Genomic DNA, 23939 nt, shown 5'->3' with positions numbered 1-23939 from the left:
TGCCGCCGACCCTAGAGCCGGCGCTCTATCGATGCGGTGTCCGACCTCGTCAGGAGCCGGAGCGCCTTTGGAGCGATGTCAGCGTCTCAGCGCGTAGACATTGTCCATCGAAGCGCCACCAAGCGGCATTGCCATCTCGTCGTCGAGCAGCCGGGTGATGCGGGCAAAGCCGACGAAGGCCTTTCTGGCCTCCTCCGCCGACATGTTGCCGGACATTGCCGCCGAGCAGCAATTCAGGGCGCATTGATAAACCGGTCCGCGCCTGCCTGCCGGCCACTTCCGCAGGAACACCATGGCTTCGGAGACACTGTCGACTTCCTCCACGGGGTATCCCTGCCCACGCGCGATCCGCACTGGGGTAAAGAAATGCAAGCGATCCATACTATCCTCCCGGTCGACCGCAACGCAGTCGAACCACTTCAAACGCGCACCGAACGCTTTGGTTCCCAAAAAAATTCGCCCTGCTGCAAAAATTCGACGATCCGTGAAGATCGCCGACCGGCAGATCAGTTTGCCTCAAACCGTCAGGGTGAGTCGTCAAGGCGATCCCTGTTTGAGGCCGACGAGAAGCGCGATTCTCGTTGAATGTCTTTAAGGTCAAAGCCGGCAAATGGATTGCTTGCCGGTTCCCCAGCGTCAGGCTTACCCTCCTCAGTTAACGCGTGACGGCGCGTTTTGCAAAAGGGGACACTTGCAATGACCATACAAGGCGCTTCGCCCGACCTCTACAACGAGGATCTGGCTCCTGCAACGGTCAGGAACTGGGGACCGTTCTCCATCTTCAACGTCTGGACCTCCGACGTGCACAGCCTCTGGGGCTATTACCTGGCGGCGAGTCTGTTTCTGTTCTGCGGCGGCTTCGTCAACTTCATCATCGCCATCGGCATCGGCTCGCTCATCATCTATTTCCTGATGAACCTCGTCGGCTATGCCGGCGTGAAGACCGGCGTGCCCTACCCCGTGCTTGCCCGCGCCTCCTTCGGCATCTGGGGCGCGAACATCCCGGCGCTGGTGCGCGCCGTCGTCGCCTGCTTCTGGTACGGGGCGCAAACGGCCGCGGCCTCCGGCGCGATCGTGGCTCTGCTGACCCGCCTGCAATGGTTCAACGAGTTCAACCAAAGCTCCCATCTTCTTGGCCATTCCACCCTGGAAGTGATCTGCTTCGTCGTCATCTGGGCGCTGCAACTGCTGATCATCCAGAAAGGCATGGAAACGGTGCGCCGCTTCCAGGACTGGGCGGGTCCGGCCGTCTGGGTGATGATGCTGATTCTGGCGATCTATCTCTGCCTCAAGGCGGGCACCTTCGCCTTCACCAGTGACATTCCGATGGATGTGCTGCTCGAAAAGACCAAGGATGCCGGCGTGCCGGGCGAACCGGGTTCATGGACGGCGCTGTTCGCCGTGGCGGCGATCTGGGTGACCTACTTCTCGGCGCTCTACCTGAACTTCTGCGACTTTGCCCGCTACGCGCCCGACAATGCGGCGCTGCGCAAGGGCAACATCTGGGGCCTGCCGGTCAACCTCATCCTGTTCTCGCTGGTCGCCGGCGTCACCACCATTGCCGCCTACGACGTCTACCACGAGGTGCTGCTCCATCCCGACCAGATCTCGGCCAAGTTCGACAGCTGGTTCCTGGCGGCTCTTGCGGCGCTGACCTTTGCGGTGGCCACGCTCGGCATCAACGTGGTGGCGAACTTCGTCTCGCCGGCCTTCGACTTCTCCAACGTCTTCCCGCGCCAGATCGACTTCAAGAAGGGCGGCTACATCGCGGCACTTATTGCGCTTGTGCTCTACCCCTTCGCGCCGTGGGAAGGCAGTGCGGCTTCCTTCGTCAACATCATCGGCGCGACAATGGGGCCGATCTTCGGGGTGATGATGGTCGACTACTATCTGATCCGCAAAAGCGAGGTCGACGTCGCGGCGCTCTACCGGGAAGACGGCGAGTTCCGCTTCCAGGGCGGCTGGCACGTCAATGCTTTCATCGCGGCTGGCGTTGGCGCGATCTTCTCCTCGATCCTTCCCAACTTCACCAACTGGCTGCCGTCTTGGTGGGGCGTCTATGGCTGGTTCTTCGGCGTGGCGATCGCGGGCGCCGTCTACTACGTGCTGCGCACCATGGCGCTCGGTGCCGGGGCGCGGATGGCGAAGGCCTGAAATAAGGCGGCGGGCAGTAGGACCTAGGCAAAAGAGAATACTCCCTACTGCCTACTGCCTACTGCCTACTGCCTACTGCCTACTGCCTACTGCCTACCATCTCGGCCAGCTTTCGCACGGTGTTCCAGTTGCGCGAGGTGCCGATCCCAAGACGCTTGTGATTGGTTGCCGCAAGAAGCCTTGAGCTCGGCCTCTCGCGCGAAAACACCACCCAGACGTCGCCGCCGACCAAACGCACTTTCTCGTCATCGGCGGCACGGGGCTGCAGCATTGCGATACTCGCTTCAGTAACCGGCTCGCGCATCACCCGCACCGCGACTTGGTCAGCGGCTTCCGCCGATTCGGCCGGGAACGGATTGCCGGCCGCGAGCTTCAGCCAGTCCTCGGCGCCGCGTACGATGATGTCGACATGGCGGCCGAAACTCTTTTCGAAGGCCTTTTCCAGCCGCTGCTCGAGGTTGGAAATCCTGCTCGCCCGCGTCTCGAAGACCAGATTGCCCGTCGCCACAAGGGTGCGGACATTCTTCAGCCCGAGCTCCTCAGCCATCGTCTTGAGGTCGGTCATGACGACGCGCCGTCCCTCGCCGAGGACAATGCTGTAAAGCAGCGCGACATAGGTCTGCATCGCCGGTCCACCAGCCGGTCGGTCAAACCAGCCGCGACTGTTCCACCGCCGCCGAAATGAAGCTCGCGAACAGCGGGTGCGGTTCGAGCGGCCGGCTCTTCAACTCAGGGTGATATTGCACGCCGATGAACCAGGGATGGTCCGGGTATTCGATCGTTTCCGGCAGCACGCCGTCGGGCGAGATGCCGGCGAACACCAGGCCGCAGTCTTCCAGCCGCTGCTTGTAGTCGATATTGACCTCGTACCGGTGCCGGTGACGCTCCGAAATCTGGGTGTCGCCGTAGATCTCGGCAATCTTCGAGCCCTTGGCTAGCTCGGCCTGATAGGCGCCCAGCCGCATCGTGCCGCCGAGGTCGCCGCTCGCCTTGCGCTTTTCCAGCATGTTGCCCTTCAGCCATTCGGTCATCAGGCCCACGACCGGCTCCTCGCTCGGACCGAACTCCGTAGACGACGCGTGGTCGACGCCGGCCAGCGACCGCGCCGCCTCGATGCAGGCCATCTGCATGCCGAAGCAGATGCCGAAGTAGGGCACCCTGCGCTCGCGCGCGAATTTCGCGGCCAGGATCTTGCCCTCCGAGCCACGCTCGCCGAAGCCGCCGGGAACGAGAATGCCGTGCACCTTCTCCAGCCACGGTGTGGGATCTTCCTTTTCGAAGATCTCGCTCTCGATCCAGTCGAGCTTGACCTTGACGCGATTGGCCAGGCCGCCATGCGAAAGTGCCTCGATCAGCGATTTATAGGCATCCTTGAGGCCGGTATACTTGCCGACGATGGCGATGGTCACCTCGCCTTCCGGATTGTGGATGCGGTTGGAAAGCGCCTGCCAGGGCTCCATGCGCGGCTTCGGCGCCGGGTCGATGCCGAAGGCGGCCAGCACTTCCGAATCGAGCCCTTCCTTATGGTAGGCCATCGGCACGTCATAGATATGCGGCACGTCCAGCGCCTGGATGACGGCGCTTTCGCGCACGTTGCAGAACAGCGAAAGCTTTCTGCGCTCTTCCTTGGGAATCGGCCGGTCGGCGCGCACCAGCAAAATGTCGGGCGCAATGCCGATGCCGCGCAGTTCCTTCACCGAATGCTGCGTCGGCTTGGTCTTCAATTCACCCGCGGTCGGGATGTAGGGCATCAGCGTCAGGTGCACATAGACGGCGTTGTTGCGCGGCAGATCGTTGCCGAGCTGGCGAATCGCCTCCAGGAACGGCATCGCCTCGATGTCGCCGACCGTACCGCCGATCTCGCAAAGCACGAAGTCGTAGTCGTCATTACCGTCGAGGACGAAATGCTTGATCTCGTCGGTGACGTGCGGGATCACCTGTACGGTGGCGCCGAGATAGTCGCCGCGGCGCTCGCGCTCGATGATGTTCTTGTAGATGCGGCCGGTGGTGATGTTGTCCTGCTGGTTGGCCGAGCGGCCGGTGAAGCGCTCGTAATGGCCGAGATCGAGATCGGTTTCGGCGCCATCGTCGGTGACGAACACTTCGCCATGCTGATACGGCGACATCGTTCCGGGATCGACATTGAGATAGGGATCGAGCTTCTTGATCCGTGCGCGATAGCCTCGCGCCTGCAGAAGAGCCCCAAGAGCTGCTGCGGCGATGCCTTTTCCGAGGGAGGAAACCACGCCGCCTGTGATGAATACATATCGCGCCATGGGAGTCATCGCTTAACGCGGCCTGATTGATTCCGCCAGAGAAAAAACCGCCGCGAAGGCTTTTTCCCAAATGGCACCGATGCCCGTGATGGGCTTTTCCCAGAAGCGCGTCGCCCAAATCGCACAGCGGTTTTGGGCGAACGACATGCATGCGAACAAAGGTTCGAAAGCGCGTCGCTGGATCCGTCAGCGCCGCGCCGGGATCAAAACAAAAGGGCCGGCGATGCCGGCCCTTTCGGCATTCTGCCCGAACGCGTCAGATGATGACGACCTTGGTGCCGACCTTGACCCGGCTGTACAGATCCATGACGTGCTCGTTGATCATGCGGAAGCAGCCATTGGAGGCGCTGGTTCCGATCGACTGCGGCGCAATGGTGCCGTGGATGCGCAGATGCGTGTCCTTCTTGCCGTCATAGAGGTAGATGGCGCGCGCGCCGAGCGGGTTCTCGCCGCCGCCGGGCATGCCGTCCTTGTACTGGCCATAGTGCTTCGGCTCGCGCTTCTGCATGTCGAGCGTCGGGATCCAGCGCGGCCATTCCTGCTTGTCGCCGACGGCCACCGTGCCCTTGAACTGCAATCCCTCGCGGCCCACTGCGATGGCGTAGCGGCGCGCAGTCGAATAGCTCTCGACGAGATAGAGACGACGGGCATTGGTGTCGATGACGATCGTGCCCGGATCATAGCCTGAGAAGGTGACCTCCTGCGGCACATATTCCGGCTTCACCTTGAAAGGTCTCTTGGCGTCCTTTTTGGCGAGCGCGGAATCCAGCGCACGGGTCTCGGGCAGATAGTTGATCGAAGACACCGACGAGCCACCGAACAGGCCGGCAAACAGTCCGCGACCGCTCGACTGCTTCTGCCCGGGCTGTTCGCTGCGCAGCTCGCCATTGTTGCCCGTGGCTGCGATGTTCATCGCCTCCGCCGAGAGCGGCTCGTCCGTCTGGATCGGCGCTGCGGGCTCGAGCGACTCGATGATCTTGGTGGTCTTCTTGACCGGCTTGGCGTCGGCGACCTGCGCTGCCGAGCCCTTCTTGGCAAGCCATTCCTGACGAGCCGCGTCCGCCTTGGCCTTCGCCGCCTCGCGCATCGCCAGCTTGCGGGCTTCCAGCGCCTTGACCTTGGCGGCTTCCTTGTCGGCCGCGATCTTGGCCTCGAGCTTGCTGATCTGGGCGAGGTCGTCCGCGGTTGGGTTTTTCTTCTTCTTGAGGAGCTTCAGCTGCGATGCATCGCTCTTGACGGCGACTTTGATGGCATCAGTCGTTTCGAATGATGGCGAGGTGGCCAGGTTTGCCGGCGAGGCAAAGGCCGCGGACCCCATGCCGAACACGGCACAGAATCCCAAAAGAATGAAGCTGCGAAGCTGCATGGCGAAGATCCGATCGTTCAATGCTTGTTGCCCACGGCGGCGCCCGGCGCCCCCCAAGGACGCCGAATGTGCCGCGCGCAATCTATAGTCGATTAGCCGGTGGCCTCTCAAGCTAAGGAAAGCGCGACGCTTGGTTGAATCTTCGTGATAGAGCGGCATTTGCCGCGACTGTGTTCAAACGACAACAGATCGCGGCAGCAATGCTTGCCGACTACTGGTTCGGAACCTGCGGGGTGACCGGCAACGTCACGCCGTTCGCGGCCGGCGGCGCGGCGGGATTCGCGGGGGCCGGCGTGGCGGGAGCAGGCGCCGGGGCGGTCGTGGCGGCGCCATTCGAAAGCGGAGTCGTAGTGGTCGCGCCACCAGACGGAGCTGCCGGCGGGGTGCCGCCGGCCGGCACTGCGGGCTGCGAGCTGCCCACCGGACCGTTTGCCCCCGGCAGCTGGTTGAGCACGCCCTTGCCGGCATTATCCGAGGTGGAGGCCGGAGCGCGGTCGAGGATGTCGATCGGCTTCTCGCCGTAGCGAGCCAGTATCGACAGCGCCAGCGAGGTGACGAAGAAGGCCGCCGCCAGGATCGCCGTGGCGCGGGTCAGCGCATTGGCGGCGCCCCGCGCCGTCATGAAACCGGAACCGCCGCCAATGCCCAGGCCGCCGCCCTCGGAGCGCTGCAGCAGCACCACGCCGACAAGGGCGAGCACGACCATGAGGTGGATGACGATCAGTACGGTTTCCATAATTTATCCTGGCGAGGCCTTGCGCGGCCGCGCATACGACCGGTGATTTGGAGGCGGCTCCTTACAATGCTTTGGTGGCATTTCCAAGCCCGTGGCCGGAATATGAGAAGCAATCCGGTCATTGCAAGGATTTCGGCGGAGCGCTTGGCTCCGCGGATGAGCGCCAGCGGCTATGAGAGATGCATATAGGCTTCGGCGATGGCGAGAAAGTCCGAGGCCTTGAGGCTGGCGCCGCCGACCAGGGCCCCGTCCACATTCTCGACGCCCAGCAGTTCCGCCGCGTTGGACGGCTTGACCGAGCCGCCATAGAGAATGCGCATCTTCGTCGCCGTGTCGCCGAGCAGTTCGGCGAGCTTCGCGCGAATATGCGCATGCGCCTCGGCGACGTCGGCGGCCGTCGGCGTCAGGCCGGTGCCGATCGCCCAGACCGGCTCATAGGCAACGACGGTGTTTGCAGCGGTGGCGCTCGGCGGCACCGACCCGGCCAGCTGACGCGACAAGACCTCGAGCGTGGAGCCGGCTTCGCGTTCGGCTCTCGTCTCGCCGATGCAGATGATCGCGGTCAGCCCTGCCCTCCATGCGGCGGATGCCTTGGCGTGGACGGTCGCGTCGTCCTCGCCGAATTGCTCGCGGCGCTCCGAATGACCGACGATGACGTGGCTGGCGCCGGCGTCCTTCAACATCTCGGCCGAAATCTCGCCCGTAAAGGCGCCGCTCTCCTTGGAATGGCAATCTTCGCCGCCGGCTCGGACCGGCGTGCGCGAAAGGATTTCGGCGGCTTGGTGAAGCAAGGTTGCCGGAACACAGACCAACGATTCCGTCTCCGCGTCGAGCCCGCTCATGAAACCGTTGCCGATCATCCGCAATTCGTTGAGCGAGGCGCTGGTGCCGTTCATTTTCCAGTTGCCGGCAACGAGCGGGCGGATTCCAGGGGTCATGGCGTCGGTTCTCCAGGCGATGAAAGGCAGCGCCCTCACTACCAAAATCAGGCCACAAAGCAATCGACAGTGGACCGTAAGGGCGCTATTGCGCTTGTTTCAGACTCGGCGCAGGCGAAAATGCGCATAAATCGGAAGTAGGCATGCTTAGTGTATTGAGAAACGCGGCGGGCACCTGGGTCGCGAAGGCGTTGCTGTCCCTGCTGGTCATCAGCTTTGCCGTCTGGGGCATTTCCGGACGCCTGTCGGGAACTTTGGCCGGCCACCATTCCGTGATCACCGCCGGCGGCACGACCGTCTCGATCAACGAGTACCGCCTCGCCTACGATCGCCAGATCAACATGCTGTCGCAGCAATATGGCCAGCGCATCACCCAGGAGCAGGCCAAGCTCCTCGGCATCGACAACCAGGTGCTGGCGCAACTGGTCTCGGGCGCCGTGCTTGACGAGCAGGCGCGCAAGCTCGGGCTTGGCCTTTCCAAGGACCGGCTGGCGGCGCTGACGCGTGAGGATCCGGCCTTCAGGGGCCCCAGCGGGGAATTCGACCGCAGGACTTTCGAGTACCTGCTTCATCAGGTGGGCATGCGCCCGGAGGACTACCTCAAGAACCGCTCGCAGGTCGCCGTGCGCCAGCAGATCGTCGAGGCGATTTCTGACGGGCTCAAGGCGCCGCAGACCTTCCTGAAGGCGGTTGCTCTCTATCGCGGCGAAGACCGCACGATCGACTATCTCGTGCTGCCGAAGACGCTGGTGCAGCCGATCCAGGCGCCGTCCGACAGCGCGTTGAAGGCCTATTTCGAAGCCAACAAGAAGAACTATGCGGCGCCGGAATACCGCAAGTTCTCCTATGCCCGCCTGGAGCCGCAGGACATCATGGACCCCACGGCGGTGACCGACCAGCAGGTCGCTGACGACTACAACAAGAACAAGGCTCGCTATACGACGCCCGAAATGCGCACCATCGAACAGCTGGTGTTCAAGACGCCGGATGCGGCGAAAGCGGCATATGATTCGCTGAAGGCCGGCGCCACCTTCGACAAGATCGTCACCGCCGAAGGCAAGACCCCGGCCGACACATTGCTCGGCACGCTGGCCAAGGACAAGATCGCTGACAAGGCTGTCGCCGACGCCGCTTTCTCGCTCAACGTCAATGAGGTCAGCCCGGTGGTTCAGGGCGCCTTCGGCCCGGTGCTGCTGCGCGTCACCGAGGTCAAGCCGCAGGTGATCAAGCCGCTTTCCGAAGTGTCCGAACAGATCCGCAAGGATCTGGCGCTGGGCGAGGCAAGCCGCATCCTGCTCGACGTGCATGACAGCTACGAGGACACCCGCGCCTCGGGTGCCACGCTCGCCCAGGCCGCAGAAAAGCTGAAGCTCAAGGTCGTCACCGTCGACGCCATCGACCGCACCGGGCAGCGGCCCGACGGCACGATCGTCAACGATCTCCCGGAATCGGCCGAACTTATCAAGTCGGTCTTTGCGGCCGAGCCGAACACCGAGAACGAGGGCCTGACCACCGCCGACAACGGCTTCGTGTTCTACGAGGTGCAGTCGATCACTCCGGCGCGCGACCGCACGCTGGACGAGGTCCGCCAGAAGGTGGCGGCGGACTGGACCGCCGCCGAGACCGACAAGCGTCTCGACGCCAGGGCGCAGGAGTTGGAGAAGCGCCTCAAGGCCGGAACGACGCTCGACGTCATCGCCGGCGAGCTGAAGCTCGAGAAGCAAACCAAGCGGGGCTTGAAGCGGGATGCCGACGATGCCGATTTCGGCAAGGAAGGTGCCGCCGCGATGTTCGGCGTCGGCGAAGGCGGTACCGGTCTGATCCCATCGCCAACCGGCGATGGTCAGATCTTGTTCAAGGTCGCCGAAGTCTTCGAGCCGGCGGGCGCGGATGGCAGTTCGGTCCCGGAAGACGCGCAGAAATCCTTCGCCGCCGGCATGTCCGACGACCTGCTCGACCAACTGGTCGCGCAACTGCAGTCGCAATATGACGTTCGCATCGACCCGGCCGCCGTTTCCCAAGCACAGACACGATGAGCGCTCTGAAGACACACATAGCCAAGGTCGCCTCCGGCAGCGCGCTTTCCTTCGAGGAGGCGCGCGAGGCTTTCGACATCATCATGTCGGGCGATGCGACGCCGGGGCAGATCGGCGGATTCTTGATGGCATTGCGCGTGCGCGGCGAGACGGTAAGCGAGATCTCCGGCGCGGTCGCCACCATGCGCGCCAAGATGCTGCGCGTCGAAGCCCCGCAGGGCGCGATCGACATCGTCGGCACCGGCGGCGACAATTCGCACAGCGTCAACATCTCGACCGGCTCCGCCTTCGTCATCGCGGCGGCAGGGGTTCCGGTCGCCAAGCACGGCAATCGCGGCCTCTCTTCGTTGACCGGCGCAGCCGATGTGCTGATGGCGCTTGGCGTCAAGATCGATATTTCGCCGGAGACGATCGGCCGCTGCATCCAGGAGGCGGGCGTCGGCTTCATGTTCGCGCCCGCGCACCATCCGGCGATGAAGCATGTCGGGCCGACGCGGGTCGAGCTCGGCACGCGCACCATCTTCAACCTGCTCGGGCCGCTGTCGAACCCGGCCGGCGTCAGCCGCCAGATGGTGGGCGTCTTCCTGCCGGAATGGATCGTGCCGGTGGCCGAGACACTGAAGGCGCTTGGCGCCGAGCATGCCTGGGTGGTCCATGGCGACGGCTATGACGAGATCACCACCACCGGCGAGACGCAGGTGGCCGAGCTTGCCGGCAGTGAAATCCGCACTTTCACCCTCACCCCCGAAGCAATGGGCCTGAAGCGGCACGCGAAGGAAGAGCTGCGCGGCGGCGATGCGGCCTACAACGCCAAGGCGCTGCGCGATATGCTGGGTGGCGCGGCCGGCGCCTATCGCGACACCGTGCTGATGAATGCCGGCGCCGGCCTAGTGGTGGCGGGCAAGGCGACGACGCTCGCCGACGGCATTGCGGCCGCCGCACAAGCCATCGACAGCGGCCGGGCCCTTGCGGTGCTCGACAAGCTCGTCGAGATTTCGAACGGTTAGAACCTTGTCCGACATTCTGCGCAAGATCGAGGCATACAAGCGCGAGGAGATCGCAGCGGCGAAGCTGGCCGTGCCGCTTGCCGAGATCCAGGCCAGGGCGAACGGCGCCGAACCGCCGCGCGGCTTCCTTGCGGCGCTCGAGGCGAGGCGGAAGGCCGGTGGCTTCGCGCTGATTGCCGAGATCAAGAAGGCCAGTCCCTCGAAGGGTCTGATCCGGGCCGACTTCGACCCGCCCGCACTCGCCAGGGCCTATCAGCAAGGCGGAGCGGCCTGCCTCTCGGTGCTCACCGACGGTCCGTCCTTCCAGGGCGCGCCAGGATTTCTGACCGCCGCACGGGCGGCCGTCGCGCTACCTGCCCTGCGCAAGGATTTCCTGTTCGATCCCTATCAGGTCTACGAGGCGCGCGCCTTGGGCGCCGACGCGATCCTGATCATCATGGCAAGCGTCGATGATGCGCTGGCCCGCGAACTGGAAGCGACGGCTTTCGGACTTGGCATGGATGCCCTGGTCGAGGTGCATGACGAAAAAGAAATGGAGCGTGCGCTCGCGCTTAAGTCCCGGCTGATCGGCATCAACAATCGCAACCTAAGGACGTTCGAGACCAGCCTCGAGGTATCCGAGCGGCTTGCAGCCATGGTGCCGGCCGAGCGGCTGCTGGTCAGCGAAAGCGGCATCTTCACCCATCAGGACTGCCGTCGGATGGAAGAGAGCGGCATCGGCACTTTCCTCGTCGGCGAGAGCCTCATGCGGCAGGATGACGTGGCGGCGGCAACGCAGCTGTTGCTCACCGGCAAGGCGCCTGCCGAGGCTGTTTGAGATGGCCGCCCTCACCCATCTGAGCGCCAAGGGCGAAGCCAACATGGTCGATGTCGGCGACAAGGCCGAGACGACACGCACGGCAATCGCCGAAGGCTTCGTCTTCATGCGGCCCGAAACCCTGGACATGATCCTGGCCGGCGACGCAAAGAAGGGCGATGTGCTGGGCACGGCCCGCATCGCCGGCATCATGGCGGCCAAGAAGACGCATGAGCTTGTGCCGCTCTGCCATCCGCTCCTTCTGACCAAGGTTGCCGTCGACATCGAGCCAGACCGTTCGCTTCCAGGCCTGAAGGTCACAGCGCTTGCCCGAGTCACCGGCAAGACAGGTGTGGAGATGGAAGCGCTGACCGCGGCATCGGTCGCCTGCCTCACTATCTACGACATGGCCAAGGCGGCCGACCGCGCCATGGTGATTTCCGGCATACGGCTGGTCGAGAAGACTGGCGGCAAGTCGGGCGACTACAAGGCAGGTGCCTAAATGGCGTTGGTGCCAGTCGCGGAGGCGCTCGAACGCCTGCTGGAAGGCGCCGCGCCACTGCCGGGTGAAAGCGTTCCGCTCGCCGATGCGGCAGGCCGTGTGCTGGCCGAGCCGGTGCTGGCGCTGCGCACCCAACCGCCCTTCGATGCTTCCGCAATGGACGGCTATGCCGCACGCTCCGCGGATGTGGCGTCGGTGCCGGCGCGTCTCTCCGTGATCGGCATGGCATCCGCCGGGCGCGGCTTCGCGGGGTCAGTCGGCCAGGGCGAGGCCGTCCGGATCTTTACGGGCGCACCAGTCCCCGAAGGCGCCGACACGATTGTCATCCAGGAGAACGTGCGCGACATCGGTGGCGGCAGCATCGAGGTGACCGAACCGACCAAAGCGGGCCGCAATATCCGCCTCCGCGGACTGGACTTCGGCCAGGGCGACATGCTGCTCGAGAAAGGTCGCCTGCTCGATCCGGCAGCACTTTCACTCGCGGCATCTGCCAATCATGCAAATGTCAATGTCGTCCGGCGGCCGCTGGTCGCGATCATCGCCACCGGCGACGAATTGCAGCCGCCCGGCAGCGAACTTGGACCCGACCAGATCATCTCGTCCAACGCCTATGGTGTCGCCGCCGTGGCGCAATCGGTTGGAGCACGCGCGCTCGACCTCGGCATCGCCGCGGACCGGCACGAAGCGATCGCAGCTCTGGTCAGGAAGGCCGTAGCGGCCGGCGCCGATGTCATCGTGACGCTCGGCGGCGCCTCGGTCGGCGACCACGATCTGATCCATGGCGTGCTGACCGGCGAAGGCATGCAGCTCGATTTCTGGAAAATCGCCATGCGGCCCGGCAAGCCATTGATGTTCGGCCGCCTCGGCAATACCCGCTGCATCGGCCTGCCTGGGAATCCGGTCGCAAGCCTTGTCTGCTCGCAGCTGTTCGTGAAGCCGCTTCTGGCGCGCCTCGCAGGCCGCAGCTTCAGCCAGGACGTTCGCAGGGCTCGGCTGGGCGCCGCATTGCGGGCCAACGATGTCAGGCAGGACTATGTGCGTGCCGTTGTGCGCGACGATCGCGGAGCGTTGGTTGCGACTCCGTTCGGCATCCAGGATTCCTCGATGCTGAGAATGCTGGCCGATGCCAACGGCTTGATCGTGCGCGAACCTTTTGCGCCGGCAGCTGAAGCCGGCGCCGCATGCAGCGTGCTGATGCTACGCTGAACAAAACGTCAACACATTCATTAAACTTTAAACGGTTGCGGAACACAACTGGAACAGATAGTGTTTGTTCTGGGTTTGTTTTTCCGATTCTGGTTCCAGAACCCGTTGGGGGCCGCCATGCTGACGCGTAAACAACATGAACTGCTGATGTTCATCCATGAACGGCTCAAGGAAAGCGGCATTCCGCCGTCTTTCGACGAGATGAAGGAGGCGCTCGACCTTGCCTCGAAGTCGGGCATCCATCGGCTGATCACGGCGCTGGAAGAGCGCGGCTTCATACGCCGGCTGCCGAACCGGGCGCGCGCGCTCGAAGTGCTGCGGCTGCCCGATTCGATCGCGCCCGGCCTCAACGCCGCCAAGAAGTTTTCGCCGAGCGTCATCCAGGGAAGCCTCGGACAAGGCAATCTCGGCCGGCAGATCAAGCCGGCGGCGCCCTCGCGCACACCCGCACCCAGCAATGACGATGACGCTGTTTCGGCGGTGTCCATTCCGGTGATGGGCCGTATCGCCGCCGGTGTGCCGATCGACGCCATCCAGCACCAGACGCATTCGATCACAGTGCCGCCGGACATGATCGCCGGCGGCGAGCACTATGCCTTGGAAGTCAAAGGCGACTCGATGATCGAGGCCGGCATCTTCGACGGCGATACGGTCATCATCCGCAACGCCAATACGGCGAGCCCCGGTGAGATCGTTGTGGCGCTGGTCGATGATGAGGAAGCGACGTTGAAGCGCTTCCGCCGCAAGGGCGCTTCGATTGCGCTGGAAGCCGCCAATCCGGCCTATGAGACCCGCATCTTCGGGCCGGACCGGGTCAAGGTTCAGGGCAGGCTCGTCGGGCTGATCCGCCGTTACTGAGCGGTTTGTGGCTTGGCGTCGGGCTTTTCGGGCCGCTTGTAAGGCGGCAGCCCCCTTGCCTCGCGCGAGTATTTTCGCTGCTCATGCCAGGGCCGATAGGGCCTGTGGACGGCATACTGAATCTCGGCTCGCGCGGTTGCCGATTGCGGGTCGAAGAAGACGGCAGCGCTTCCGTCGCGTGCCAATTGCCGCTTGGTCACGACGAGGATTCGGGGATCCCGGCAAGGATTGTAGGCCGTGGCGTCATTGATGACGATGAGATCGGCGAAGCCGCAGGCCGGCTTGGCGCTGTCGCGATTCTCTGCGAGCGCGACGATCGCACCGGAAGGATGCCGGCCGATGCAGAGGTCGCCGGTGCAATAGAAGGGCGAACCCGGCGGCAGGTCGACAGGATCGGCGATGTCCGTCGTCCCGTTTGCGAATGTCTCGGGCGGCACGATCGTTTCGGCCAGCAGCGCCCGTTTCCAGTTGTCGGTTATGAACTCGTTCGAGCTTGCTCGATTGATGGCGAGTTCGCCGCCGCCGATCGGCATCGCAACCAGATGCGCATCCTCGGAGATGAGCACATCCGGGGTACGGACATGCGGAATGGCCAACAAGGCCGCAATCGCGAAGGGAACGGCGCCGAGCCTGAGCCAGGTGGTCGCCATGGTCGCGATGACCAGCGCGACCGTCGCCAGCAGCACAGACTGTATCGAGATCAACCCCACTGCATCCACTGGTGAACGTTCGGAAAACCATCCCGAGATGGCGACCATCGCCGTCAGGCCTTTGCCCATCACATAGAGGAAAGGCCCGTCGAAGCCGAACGGCATCATCAGCACGCTGAAGACCGCGAACGGCATGACAACCAGCGAGACGATCGGCATCACTGCCAGATTGGCCAGCAGGCTGAGCGGCGATACGCGCTGGAAATGCCAGATGGCAAACAGCGCCGTTGCGCTTCCGGCGATGATTGATGTCATCGCGCCGCCGCCCACGCCAACCGCCAGCTTCCGGGACAGGTATCCGAGAAACGAGCGCTTTGCCGGTGGCGCTCTCACTTTGTCGGCGCGGTAGTCAGCCCAACCGGCATAGGCGCCGACAAGGGCGGCGGTCGCGGCGAACGACATCTGAAAACTTGGGCCGACCACTTCATGCGGCGAAACCACGATCACCGCGATTGCCGAAATCGCCAGGTTGCGCATGGTCAGCGCCGCCCGGTCGAAGACAACGGCAACCAGCATCACCGCCAGCATGATGAAGCTTCGTTCGGCGGCCACAACGATGCCGGAAATGACCAGATAGGCTGCAATCGACAGCAGCGCGATCGCCGCAGCATATTTCTTGACCGGCCGGCGGGAAGAGAAATCGGGAAGCAGCGCGAAGGCGCCGCGCAGCAAAAGCATGATCGTGCCGGCGACCAGCGCCATGTGCAGTCCCGAAATCGAGATGATGTGGTAGATGCCGGTCCTTCGCACCGCCTCGTTGATGTCTTCTGGAATGCCGGCGCGAACGCCAACGATCAGCGCCGCCGCGATCTCGCCTTCGGGACCGCCGACGGTGCTTCTGATGTGATCGGCAATGGTCTCGCGCGCGTTTTCTATTGCGGACGCGGTGCGTGCGCCGAACGGTGCCTCCGTTGCCGTCACAACCTTCGGATCGCCCAGGAAAAACCCGCTGGCGCCGATACCAGAAAAATAGCTGTCGAAGGAAAAGTCGTAGCTGTCGGGGCGAACGGGGCCTGTTGGCGATAATAGGCGTGCATAACCCGTCACCAGCGATCCAGCCGTCAAGCCTGGCGGGATCCGCCGTGCCGAAAGTCGGACGCGGTCGGGTGCATAGCGCAGCTTCGGGTGCGCGGTTGAGACCAGGTCGATGGTCAGCCTTACGCGGCCATTGGCCATCGGCTCCGCGATGACGACGCGACCTGTCAGCCTTGTCTGGATTTCGCCGCCGAGCATCGGCGTTGCCGCTCGCAAAGTCTCGACCTTCGCAGCGACAAAGCCGACCGCGCAAAACAGCGCGGCCATGAAGAGCAGATGCGTCTTCGGCCAGGAGCGCGAAACCGCGGCGCAGGCGGCCATAAGCGCGACTGTCGCCAGCGGCCTGTAGAGATCTGGTTCCGTAGACAGCGAGAAGTAGAGGATCACGCCGGCGGCAAGGAAAACCGGCACGAGCAGGAAGCCAATGCCGCGATCCAGCTCCTTCGTGCCTGCGGCAGCGACGCTTTGGCCGAACGCGGACAATGAGGCACGGCGGAACTGCCGGCGGACGCGATCGATGGTGGCCGGCGGAGGGCGGTCGACCGTGCCGTCGGGAGAAACAATCTGCGCAGGCTGGCGCGGCTCCAGGAGCAAGACCGGTCCTGCTTCAATCGGCGCAGTGCCGGCAAACAGCAGGCGTTCGCTGACGCCAGCTGCCGTCCCACCGCCATCCTCCGCACCCCGGCCACGTCCAGCCATCGGGCCTGCCCCTTGCGCCCCAGACCTCCTATGCTACATGAACGCCGTCCGCGCGAAAGCCCGCCGCAATCACGCCTGCTTCAGTGCTTCTTCGAGAGTCCCATGTCCGACAAGGTCGTCACCCGCTTTGCCCCCTCGCCCACAGGCTACCTGCACATCGGCGGGGCGCGCACCGCGCTGTTCAACTGGCTCTACGCCAAGCACACGGGCGGCACGATGCTGCTGCGCATCGAAGACACCGATCGTGAGCGCTCCACCGAGGCCGCGACCGCTGCAATCCTTGATGGATTGACCTGGCTCGGTCTTTCATGGGACGGCGAGGCGGTTTCGCAGTTCGAGCGCGCGCCGCGCCACCGCGAGGTGGCCGAGGAGCTCGTGCGCCTGGGCAAGGCCTATTACAGCTACGAAACCCCGGCAGAACTCGAGGCGATGCGTGAGGCGGCGCGCGCCAAGGGCCTGCCGCCGCGCTACAACGGACAGTGGCGCGACCGCGACCCGTCCGAGGCGCCCGCCGGCGTCAGGGGCGCGATCCGCATCAAGGCGCCGACCGAGGGGGAAACCGTGGTTCACGACCGCGTGCAGGGCGAGGTGCGCTTTCCGAACAAGGATCTCGACGACTTCATCATCCTGCGTTCGGACGGCAATCCGACCTATATGCATGCCGTCGTCGTCGACGATCACGATATGGGCGTCACCCACATCATCCGTGGCGACGATCATTTGACCAACGCTGCGCGCCAGACCGTGATCTACAACGCCATGGGCTGGGCCGTGCCGTCGATGTCGCACATCCCGCTGATCCATGGCGCCGACGGCGCCAAGTTGTCGAAACGCCACGGCGCGCTCGGCGTCGAAGCCTATCGCGCCATGGGCTATTTGCCTGAAGCGCTGCTCAACTATCTGGCCAGGCTCGGCTGGAGCCATGGGGACGATGAGGTGATGTCGATCAAGGACATGGTCTCATGGTTCGACATCGGCGATGTCAACAAGGGCGCGGCCCGGTTCGACTTCGCCAAGCTCGAGGCGCTGAACGGCGTTCATATCCGCAGGATGGACGATCAGGCTCTCCTGGACATCTTCGTCGCCACCCTGCCCTATCTCGAAGGCGGTCCGGCGCTTGCCGCGCGGCTCGACGATAAGCGCAAGGCACAGTTGCTCGCCGCCATGCCTGGTCTGAAGGAGCGGGCAAAAACCCTGGTGGAACTGGTGGACGGCGCCGCCTTCCTGTTCGCGGAGCGGCCGCTGACGCTGGATGACAAGGCTGCCGGCTTGCTCGGCAGCGATGCCCGCGCCATCCTGCGCAGCGCGCACGCCGCGCTGACCGCGCTGTCGGGCGATTGGTCCGCCGCGGCCGCGGAAGCTGCCGTCCGTGACGTTGCGCAGGCAGGCGGCCACAAGCTCGGCGCCGTGGCCCAGCCGCTGAGAGCAGCCTTGACCGGCCGCAGCACATCGCCGGGGGTGTTCGACGTGCTTGCCGTTCTCGGCCGCGAGGAGAGCCTGGCGCGGATTGGAGATCAAATCGATTAGCTGTGAACTGGCCCAAAAAGATTGGCATTGAAAGGATTGTTTCGCAGTGCAACATTAGGCCTTGGCCCAATCTGGCACGCACCTCCTAAAATGCGGTGGGTAGTTCGCGCATTCCGGTGATTTCGACGTGTCGTTTGCAGGAATTGCCTTGCCGGCATGAGAAACATAAAGGAGTTTGCAATGAGCGAAGCTGCGACGAAACTGGAACCGGCCGGCGAACCGCGCGAATCCACCGCAAGGCTGGAACTCGCGGGCAAGACGCATGAGCTCAAGGTGCGAAGCGGTTCGGTTGGGCCTGACGTCATCGATATAGGCTCGCTCTACAGCACCACCGGCGCCTTCACCTACGATCCTGGCTTCACCTCGACGGCAAGCTGCGAGTCGGCGATCACCTTCATCGACGGCGACGCCGGAATCCTGCTGCACCGCGGCTATCCGATCGACCAGCTTGCCGAACATGGCGACTTTCTCGAGGTCTGCTACCTCCTGCTCTACGGCGAACTACCGACCAAGGCGCAGAAGGACGACTTCGACTACCGCGTGACGCGCCACACCATGGTGCATGAGCAGATGTCGCGCTTCTTCACCGGTTTCCGCCGCGACGCCCACCCGATGGCGGTCATGTGCGGCGTGGTCGGCGCGCTGTCGGCCTTCTATCACGACTCGACCGACATCTCGGATCCGTACCAGCGCATGGTCGCCTCGATGCGGCTGATCGCCAAGATGCCGACGATCGCGGCGATGGCCTATAAATACCACATCGGCCAGCCCTTCATTTATCCGAAGAACGATCTCAGCTTCGCGGCAAACTTCCTGCACATGTGCTTCGCCGTGCCCTGCGAGGAATACAAGATCAATCCGGTGCTGGCGCGCGCCATGGAGCGCATCTTCATCCTGCACGCCGACCACGAGCAGAACGCCTCGACCTCGACCGTGCGCCTCGCCGGCTCTTCGGGCGCCAATCCGTTCGCCTGTATCGCCGCCGGCATCGCTTGCCTGTGGGGTCCGGCGCATGGCGGCGCCAACGAAGCGGCCCTCAACATGCTGAGCGAGATCGGCCATGTCGACCACATCCCGGAATTCATCGCCCGCGCCAAGGACAAGAACGACCCGTTCCGCCTGATGGGCTTCGGCCACCGCGTCTACAAGAACTACGACCCGCGCGCCAAGATCATGCAGAAGACCGCGCATGAGGTGCTTGGCGAGCTCGGCATCAAGGACGATCCGATGCTCGACATCGCGATGGAACTGGAAAAGATCGCGCTGACCGACGCCTATTTCATCGAGAAGAAGCTTTATCCGAATGTCGATTTCTATTCCGGCATCACGCTGAAGGCGCTGGGCTTCCCCACCACGATGTTTACCGTGCTGTTCGCAGTCGCCCGCACCGTCGGCTGGATCGCGCAGTGGAAGGAAATGATCGAGGATCCGCACCAGAAGATCGGCCGCCCGCGCCAGCTCTACACCGGCGCCACGGAGCGAGACTACGTGCCGATCGCGAAGCGGTGAACGATGAATGGTGAATGGTGAATGTGAATGGTGAAATAGTATAGCGAGGGACACCTTCTCACTCACTATTCACTATTCACTATTCACTATTCACTATTCACTATTCACTATTCACCACTTCCTCTTGATGCATTCCAGCACCACCTCGGCGGCGAGTTCTCCGGAGGGCTTCTCGGTCGCCATTCGCCTGGCGATCTCTGCGAAGCCGGCCTTCTGCCACGCCCGCATGCCGCTATCGGCGAACAGCGCTTCCAGCTGACGTGCCAGATTCTCGGGCCTGACAAACTGATTGTAGAATTCGGGAACCAGGACTCGATCGGAGATCAGATTGGGCAGCAGCGCTGACCAGGTCGTGATCAGATGCGGCAGCAATTGCCTCGCTATCGGATCGACCTTGTAGGTAGAGATCATTGGGACGCTGCAGAGCGCAAGTTCCAGCGAAACGGTTCCCGAGGCGATCAGGGCAGCATCGGCCTTGCCGAAAGCCTGCCATTTGCGCTCCGCATCGGTGATGATCTCGGGCTTCTCGTCCCAGGTCGCGATCGACGCCCTGACCAGTTCGGCGACATGCGGCACCGTCGGCAGCAATAGGCGCAATCGGTGGCCGCGCTGGTGCAGGACCGAGATTGTCTTGCCGAATGGCTCGAGCAGCCGGCGCACCTCACCGCGGCGCGACCCCGGCAGCACGAGCAGCGTCTTCACGCGGTCGGCGGAAAGGTCGCGCGGCGCCGCTTGCGCCTTGGCAGCACCAAGCACACCCTGATCCCGTGTCAGGCGGTGACCAACATATGTGCCGGGCGGGCCGCCGAGGGCAGCGAGCGCCTTGACCTCGAAAGGCAGGATGCAGAGGATGTGGTCGACATAGGGCTTCATCGCCACCGCCCTGCCCGGCCGCCAAGCCCACACGCTTGGGCAGACATAGTGGACGATCGGTATGGCCGGATTGGCGGCACGAACCTTCTTCGCGACGCGCAGCGAAAAATCCGGGCTGTCTATGGTGATCAGGCAGTCCGGCCGCTCGGCGGCGATTGTCGCGGCCGTCTGGCTGATGCGCCGCATCAGGCGCGGCAGGTCGCGCAACACCGCGCTGAAACCCATCAGCGCGATATCGCTGCCGTTGAAGAGCGGCGCGAGCCCCAGTTCCTGGAGATGGCGGCCGCCGATGCCGAGGAGTTGGATTTTGCGGCCCGTCGCCCGTTCGAGCGCCCGCACGATGTCGGCGCCCAGCAGGTCGCCGGATTCCTCCCCGGCCACGATCGCGATCCTGAGTGCCTTCTCACCGGCCATCGGCCGGCTCCGTCGCGGGCAGGCCGACGATGAACAGACCCAGCGCGTTGGCACGCGCCAGCGTCGCCGGGCCTTCGAGGATAAGCGAGCGACCGGCTTCGACAGCTATGCCGGCCAGGCCCGCGGCATGCGCCGCCTCGACCGTCTGCGGGCCGATCGAAGGCAGGTCGGCGCGCAGTTCCTGGCCGGGCTTGGCGCATTTGACCAGCACGCCGCGCGTCTTTCCGGCGAGCCTGCCGTGTCCCCGCAACTCCCGTGTTCTTTCGAGCAGGCCGTTGGTGCCCTCAATGCCTTCCAGCGCGATGGCCCGCCCGCCGATCGCAATCGCAGCCTGGCCGACATCCAGCGCGCCTATGGCCTTGGCCGCCGCGCGGCCCGCCTCGATGTCGCGCCAATCGGATTGCCTTGGTCCGGCCGTGGTGAGTGTGCCCTGGCTGGCAGCAAGCTCAGGAACAATCTCATGGGCACCGACAACCGTGATGCCGCGCCTTTCGAGCCAGCGTGTGAGAACTTTCAACAGCCCGTCGTCGCCACGCGAGAGTCCCATGATCACGGTGGGGATCATCGCCAGCAGACCCGGGGTGGGACGCAGTCTGGTCAGCCGTGGCCTGCGCCTGATCTCGCCGGCAAGAACCAGATGGCTGATGCCTTGACGTCTCAGCACGGGGAGCAGCGAACCGATGTCTTCCAGCGCGAGGGTCGCCTGTTCGTAGACGGCGAAGTCCGCCTCGCGATCCACCTCGCCTTCGGCGAGGATGACGAAAGGCGAATGTCCCTGGCTGGCCAGACCTTCCGCCACTTCAACCGGCAGGCTGCCGCCACCGGCGATGATGCCGACCCTGGAACCCGGCGCGAGTGCAGGCCCTTGTCCAGCGGGCTCAGCCCTCGTCATCGCCATCGTCATCGTCGCCGCCACCCTTGAGCGGCGGGACGGCATAGTGCCGCTTGCCACGACTGGTGATGAAGTCGATCATCTTCATCGCCGTCGGCGACGAGCCGAACTCCGCCTTGGCAAATTCGACATTCTCTCCGACGGTGCGGGAATGGTCGAAGATCATCCTGTAAGCCTTGCGCAGCAAATAGATTTCGGCACGCGGCAAACCTGAGCGCTTCAGGCCGACGATGTTGAGCCCGCGCAGCTTGGCGCGATTGCCGACGGCGATCGCAAAGGGAATGACGTCGCCGACTACGGCCGAGCAGCCGCCGATGAAAGCGTTGTTGCCGATGCGGACAAACTGATGAACGGCAGTGAGGCCGCCGATATAGACGTTGTCGCCGATCTCGCAATGTCCGCCGAGCGTCGCCCCGTTGGCGAAGGTGGCGTTCCTGCCGACGACGCAATCATGGGCGATGTGGGCATAAGCGAGGAAGTTGCCATTGTCGCCGACCGTCGTCTCGCCGCGGCTGGAATCCGTGCCGAGATGCATCGTGACGCCTTCGCGGATGGTGCAATTCTCGCCCACGACCAGTGTGGTGCGCCCGCCCTTGTGCTTGGTATTCTGCGGCGGCGCTCCGAGCGTCGCCATCGGATAGACCTTCGTCGCCGCGCCAATGGTCGTCGCGCCCATCACTGAGATGTGGCTGACCAGTTCGACCCGGTCCCCGATCACGGCGTCGGCGCTGACGTGACAGAAGGGCCCGATACGCACGCCCTCGCCAAGTTGGGCGCCCTCTTCGACGATCGACGAAGGATGGATTGATGTCTGGAGTTTCATAAGCATTTCAAACCGTCAGCCGGTGACCATCATAGCCGAAACCTCGGCTTCAGCGGCCTTTGCGCCATCCACCATCGCCTCGCAAGCGAATTTGAGCAGATTGCCGCGCTTCTTGATTTTCTTGACCTGGATCCTGAGCTGATCGCCAGGCACGACCGGCTTGCGGAATTTCGCGTTGTCGATCGTCATGAAATAGACCAGCGACGGCTTTTCCGTATTGAGGCTGCGGATGCAGATCGCGCCCGCCGTCTGTGCCATCGCCTCGATGATCAGCACCCCGGGCATCACCGGCTGTTGCGGGAAATGGCCCTGAAAATGCGGTTCGTTGATGGTGACGTTCTTGATGCCAACGGCGGAGTCGTCGCCGTCGATGTCGACGATGCGGTCGATCAGGAGAAACGGATAGCGGTGTGGCAGGAGCTTCATGAGCTCCATAATGTCAACCGCTTCCAGCGTCGTCGTCACCATGTCAGCCATTTCCATCGCCCTGCTTGCGCGTCCTTGCCAGCCTGCGCAGCATCGCGATTTCGCGCATGGCTTCCGCCATCGGCTGCGCCGGATAGCCGCCCCACACCTCGCCTGCCGGAACGTTGCTCATGAATCCGCTTCTTGCAGCAAGCTTGGCTCCTGGTCCAATCGTCAGATGATCGGCGAGGCCAACGCCGCCGCCCATGGTGACGCCGTCGCCGACGACGACGGACCCGGAAATACCCGAAAGCCCGGCTATGATGCAATTGCGGCCGATGCGAACGTTGTGGGCGATCTGCACGAGATTGTCGATCTTGGTGCCCTGGCCGATAATGGTGTCGGACATGGCGCCGCGATCAACTGTGGAATTTGAACCGATTTCCACGTCGTCCTGGATGATGACGCGGCCGATCTGCGGGACGCGCTCCGGGCCTTTGGCGCCGCCCACAAAGCCGAAGCCATCCTGGCCGATCCGCGCGCCGCCATGGATGATGACGCGATTGCCGATCAGCGCGTATTGGATGCTGGCGCCCGGGCCGACATAGCCGTCGCGGCCGATCTTGCAGGAACGGCCGATGACGGCATGCGGCGCAATGACGGTGCCGCTGCCTACCGATGCGTCCGGTCCGATCACGGCGCCGGCCTCGATGACCACGCCCTCTTCGACATGCGCCGACCGATCGATGTGTGCATGCGGCGAAACGCCGGTTTCGCCGGTCATCGGACCTGGTGTGGCGGCCAGCGGAAACAGCAGGCGTCCCACCATTGCGAAGGCCTGTTGCGGACGCGGATGCACAAGCACGGCAACGCCTTGTGGCGCCTTGCTGGCAAAGTCGGCTGGACACAGGACCGCGGCCGCCTTGAGCGACTGCATCAGGGCGAAATTGCGCTTGCCGTCAACGAAGACGAGCGCACCCTTGCCGCCCTCGTTGGCCGGGGCGAGCGCTTCGATAGCGATATCGGCCTGACCGGAATCGACCAGGGTCGCGCCGGTCAGATTCGCGACTTCGCCAGCCGTATACCGGCGTGAGGGCGCGAAGAACACCGGATCGGTCATCCAGAAGCAATATCCAGCTAGGTCGGATCAGTCACTTCCAGGCCGCCTGGCAGCCCG

General features: G+C 63.8%; 21 protein-coding genes. 9 read left to right on the top strand and 12 right to left on the bottom strand.

Features of this window, described 5'->3' with window-relative positions; genetic code table 11:
* Positions 1–78 precede the first annotated feature (78 nt).
* Positions 79–381, bottom strand: coding sequence for a DUF982 domain-containing protein (locus tag EJ074_RS02110; protein WP_095805877.1), 303 nt, complete (start codon positions 379–381; stop codon positions 79–81).
* Between the two features lie 315 nt (positions 382–696).
* Here EJ074_RS02110 and EJ074_RS02105 point away from each other — a divergent pair, with 315 nt between their 5' ends.
* Positions 697–2154, top strand: coding sequence for an NCS1 family nucleobase:cation symporter-1 (locus tag EJ074_RS02105; RefSeq protein WP_095805878.1), 1458 nt, complete (start codon positions 697–699; stop codon positions 2152–2154).
* 79 nt (positions 2155–2233) lie between these two features.
* Here EJ074_RS02105 and EJ074_RS02095 read toward each other — a convergent pair whose 3' ends face one another.
* The 5 genes from EJ074_RS02095 to tpiA all read right to left on the bottom strand — a co-directional run bounded on the left by EJ074_RS02095 (position 2234) and on the right by tpiA (position 7470).
* The gene (locus EJ074_RS02095) at positions 2234–2779 is read right to left on the bottom strand and encodes a DUF1697 domain-containing protein (protein WP_095805879.1); all 546 of its coding nucleotides are present in this window, start codon (positions 2777–2779) and stop codon (positions 2234–2236) included.
* 22 nt (positions 2780–2801) lie between these two features.
* On the bottom strand, positions 2802–4439 hold the full coding sequence (locus tag EJ074_RS02090; protein WP_129552749.1) for a CTP synthase: 1638 nt from the start codon (positions 4437–4439) through the stop codon (positions 2802–2804).
* A gap of 247 nt (positions 4440–4686) precedes the next feature.
* Entirely contained in the window at positions 4687–5796 is a 1110-nt protein-coding gene (locus EJ074_RS02085) for a L,D-transpeptidase (RefSeq protein WP_095806142.1), read from the bottom strand.
* A gap of 211 nt (positions 5797–6007) precedes the next feature.
* A complete protein-coding gene (gene secG / locus EJ074_RS02080) occupies positions 6008–6532 on the bottom strand; it encodes a preprotein translocase subunit SecG (protein ID WP_095805881.1) in 525 nt (174 codons plus the stop codon).
* Between the two features lie 170 nt (positions 6533–6702).
* A complete protein-coding gene (gene tpiA, locus EJ074_RS02075; protein ID WP_095806143.1) occupies positions 6703–7470 on the bottom strand; it encodes a triose-phosphate isomerase in 768 nt (255 codons plus the stop codon).
* A 143-nt stretch (positions 7471–7613) separates the two neighbouring features.
* Between tpiA and EJ074_RS02070 the strand changes: the two genes are divergently transcribed.
* From EJ074_RS02070 to lexA, 6 genes are all read left to right on the top strand, one after another.
* On the top strand, positions 7614–9506 hold the full coding sequence (locus tag EJ074_RS02070; protein WP_095805882.1) for a peptidyl-prolyl cis-trans isomerase: 1893 nt from the start codon (positions 7614–7616) through the stop codon (positions 9504–9506).
* Complete coding sequence (trpD, locus tag EJ074_RS02065; protein ID WP_095805883.1) at positions 9503–10513, top strand: anthranilate phosphoribosyltransferase; 1011 nt, start codon at positions 9503–9505, stop codon at positions 10511–10513. The genes EJ074_RS02070 and trpD overlap by 4 nt, the downstream gene beginning before the upstream one ends.
* Before the next feature lie 4 nt (positions 10514–10517).
* A complete protein-coding gene (gene trpC / locus EJ074_RS02060) occupies positions 10518–11330 on the top strand; it encodes an indole-3-glycerol phosphate synthase TrpC (protein WP_095805884.1) in 813 nt (270 codons plus the stop codon).
* A 1-nt stretch (position 11331) separates the two neighbouring features.
* A complete protein-coding gene (gene moaC, locus EJ074_RS02055; RefSeq protein ID WP_095805885.1) occupies positions 11332–11811 on the top strand; it encodes a cyclic pyranopterin monophosphate synthase MoaC in 480 nt (159 codons plus the stop codon).
* Entirely contained in the window at positions 11812–13017 is a 1206-nt protein-coding gene (glp, locus tag EJ074_RS02050; RefSeq protein WP_129552748.1) for a gephyrin-like molybdotransferase Glp, read from the top strand.
* Between the two features lie 117 nt (positions 13018–13134).
* Entirely contained in the window at positions 13135–13875 is a 741-nt protein-coding gene (lexA, locus tag EJ074_RS02045) for a transcriptional repressor LexA (RefSeq protein ID WP_095805887.1), read from the top strand.
* Here the strand turns inward: lexA and EJ074_RS02040 are convergent.
* Positions 13869–16319, bottom strand: coding sequence for a ComEC/Rec2 family competence protein (locus tag EJ074_RS02040; RefSeq protein WP_129552747.1), 2451 nt, complete (start codon positions 16317–16319; stop codon positions 13869–13871). The two genes, lexA and EJ074_RS02040, sit on opposite strands and share 7 nt — an antisense overlap.
* A 102-nt stretch (positions 16320–16421) precedes the next feature.
* Between EJ074_RS02040 and gltX the strand changes: the two genes are divergently transcribed.
* Together gltX and gltA are read left to right on the top strand one after the other, a co-directional pair.
* Positions 16422–17846, top strand: coding sequence for a glutamate--tRNA ligase (gltX, locus tag EJ074_RS02035; protein ID WP_095805889.1), 1425 nt, complete (start codon positions 16422–16424; stop codon positions 17844–17846).
* A 180-nt stretch (positions 17847–18026) separates the two neighbouring features.
* Complete coding sequence (gene gltA / locus EJ074_RS02030; RefSeq protein ID WP_095805890.1) at positions 18027–19355, top strand: citrate synthase; 1329 nt, start codon at positions 18027–18029, stop codon at positions 19353–19355.
* Between the two features lie 111 nt (positions 19356–19466).
* Here the strand turns inward: gltA and lpxB are convergent, their stop codons facing one another.
* From lpxB to lpxD, 5 genes are read right to left on the bottom strand one after another with little or no spacing between them, the layout of a single operon-like run.
* Positions 19467–20642: a lipid-A-disaccharide synthase gene (gene lpxB, locus EJ074_RS02025; protein WP_095805891.1), complete on the bottom strand. Its 1176-nt coding sequence runs from the start codon at positions 20640–20642 to the stop codon at positions 19467–19469.
* The gene (gene lpxI / locus EJ074_RS02020) at positions 20632–21540 is read right to left on the bottom strand and encodes a UDP-2,3-diacylglucosamine diphosphatase LpxI (RefSeq protein ID WP_245420348.1); all 909 of its coding nucleotides are present in this window, start codon (positions 21538–21540) and stop codon (positions 20632–20634) included. The genes lpxB and lpxI overlap by 11 nt, the downstream gene beginning before the upstream one ends.
* Complete coding sequence (lpxA, locus tag EJ074_RS02015; RefSeq protein WP_095806144.1) at positions 21521–22357, bottom strand: acyl-ACP--UDP-N-acetylglucosamine O-acyltransferase; 837 nt, start codon at positions 22355–22357, stop codon at positions 21521–21523. Before lpxA ends, lpxI begins: the two co-directional genes overlap by 20 nt.
* Before the next feature lie 15 nt (positions 22358–22372).
* Positions 22373–22834, bottom strand: coding sequence for a 3-hydroxyacyl-ACP dehydratase FabZ (fabZ, locus tag EJ074_RS02010; RefSeq protein WP_095806145.1), 462 nt, complete (start codon positions 22832–22834; stop codon positions 22373–22375).
* Positions 22827–23882 (bottom strand): UDP-3-O-(3-hydroxymyristoyl)glucosamine N-acyltransferase, encoded by a 1056-nt coding sequence (gene lpxD, locus EJ074_RS02005; RefSeq protein WP_095805893.1) that lies wholly within the window; start codon positions 23880–23882, stop codon positions 22827–22829. Before lpxD ends, fabZ begins: the two co-directional genes overlap by 8 nt.
* Between the last annotated feature and the right edge of the window lie 57 nt (positions 23883–23939).

The organism is Mesorhizobium sp. M3A.F.Ca.ET.080.04.2.1 (assembly GCF_003952525.1).
In the GTDB taxonomy this organism is placed as follows: Bacteria; Pseudomonadota; Alphaproteobacteria; order Rhizobiales; family Rhizobiaceae; genus Mesorhizobium.
The sequence above is the reverse complement of the archived record's forward strand: the minus strand, read 5'-3'. Positions and strand labels throughout refer to the sequence as shown.

Bases quoted from the DNA above. Each gene is read 5' to 3' on its own strand.
- EJ074_RS02110 (WP_095805877.1), bottom strand. From the start codon at position 381: ATGGATCGCTTGCATTTCTTTACCCCAGTGCGGATCGCGCGTGGGCAG.
- EJ074_RS02105 (WP_095805878.1), top strand. From the start codon at position 697: ATGACCATACAAGGCGCTTCGCCCGACCTCTACAACGAGGATCTGGCT.
- EJ074_RS02095 (WP_095805879.1), bottom strand. From the start codon at position 2,779: ATGCAGACCTATGTCGCGCTGCTTTACAGCATTGTCCTCGGCGAGGGA.
- EJ074_RS02090 (WP_129552749.1), bottom strand. From the start codon at position 4,439: ATGACTCCCATGGCGCGATATGTATTCATCACAGGCGGCGTGGTTTCC.
- EJ074_RS02085 (WP_095806142.1), bottom strand. From the start codon at position 5,796: ATGCAGCTTCGCAGCTTCATTCTTTTGGGATTCTGTGCCGTGTTCGGC.
- secG (WP_095805881.1), bottom strand. From the start codon at position 6,532: ATGGAAACCGTACTGATCGTCATCCACCTCATGGTCGTGCTCGCCCTT.
- tpiA (WP_095806143.1), bottom strand. From the start codon at position 7,470: ATGACCCCTGGAATCCGCCCGCTCGTTGCCGGCAACTGGAAAATGAAC.
- EJ074_RS02070 (WP_095805882.1), top strand. From the start codon at position 7,614: ATGCTTAGTGTATTGAGAAACGCGGCGGGCACCTGGGTCGCGAAGGCG.
- trpD (WP_095805883.1), top strand. From the start codon at position 9,503: ATGAGCGCTCTGAAGACACACATAGCCAAGGTCGCCTCCGGCAGCGCG.
- moaC (WP_095805885.1), top strand. From the start codon at position 11,332: ATGGCCGCCCTCACCCATCTGAGCGCCAAGGGCGAAGCCAACATGGTC.
- glp (WP_129552748.1), top strand. From the start codon at position 11,812: ATGGCGTTGGTGCCAGTCGCGGAGGCGCTCGAACGCCTGCTGGAAGGC.
- lexA (WP_095805887.1), top strand. From the start codon at position 13,135: ATGCTGACGCGTAAACAACATGAACTGCTGATGTTCATCCATGAACGG.
- EJ074_RS02040 (WP_129552747.1), bottom strand. From the start codon at position 16,319: ATGGCTGGACGTGGCCGGGGTGCGGAGGATGGCGGTGGGACGGCAGCT.
- gltX (WP_095805889.1), top strand. From the start codon at position 16,422: ATGTCCGACAAGGTCGTCACCCGCTTTGCCCCCTCGCCCACAGGCTAC.
- gltA (WP_095805890.1), top strand. From the start codon at position 18,027: ATGAGCGAAGCTGCGACGAAACTGGAACCGGCCGGCGAACCGCGCGAA.
- lpxB (WP_095805891.1), bottom strand. From the start codon at position 20,642: ATGGCCGGTGAGAAGGCACTCAGGATCGCGATCGTGGCCGGGGAGGAA.
- lpxI (WP_245420348.1), bottom strand. From the start codon at position 21,540: ATGGCGATGACGAGGGCTGAGCCCGCTGGACAAGGGCCTGCACTCGCG.
- lpxA (WP_095806144.1), bottom strand. From the start codon at position 22,357: ATGAAACTCCAGACATCAATCCATCCTTCGTCGATCGTCGAAGAGGGC.
- fabZ (WP_095806145.1), bottom strand. From the start codon at position 22,834: ATGGCTGACATGGTGACGACGACGCTGGAAGCGGTTGACATTATGGAG.
- lpxD (WP_095805893.1), bottom strand. From the start codon at position 23,882: ATGACCGATCCGGTGTTCTTCGCGCCCTCACGCCGGTATACGGCTGGC.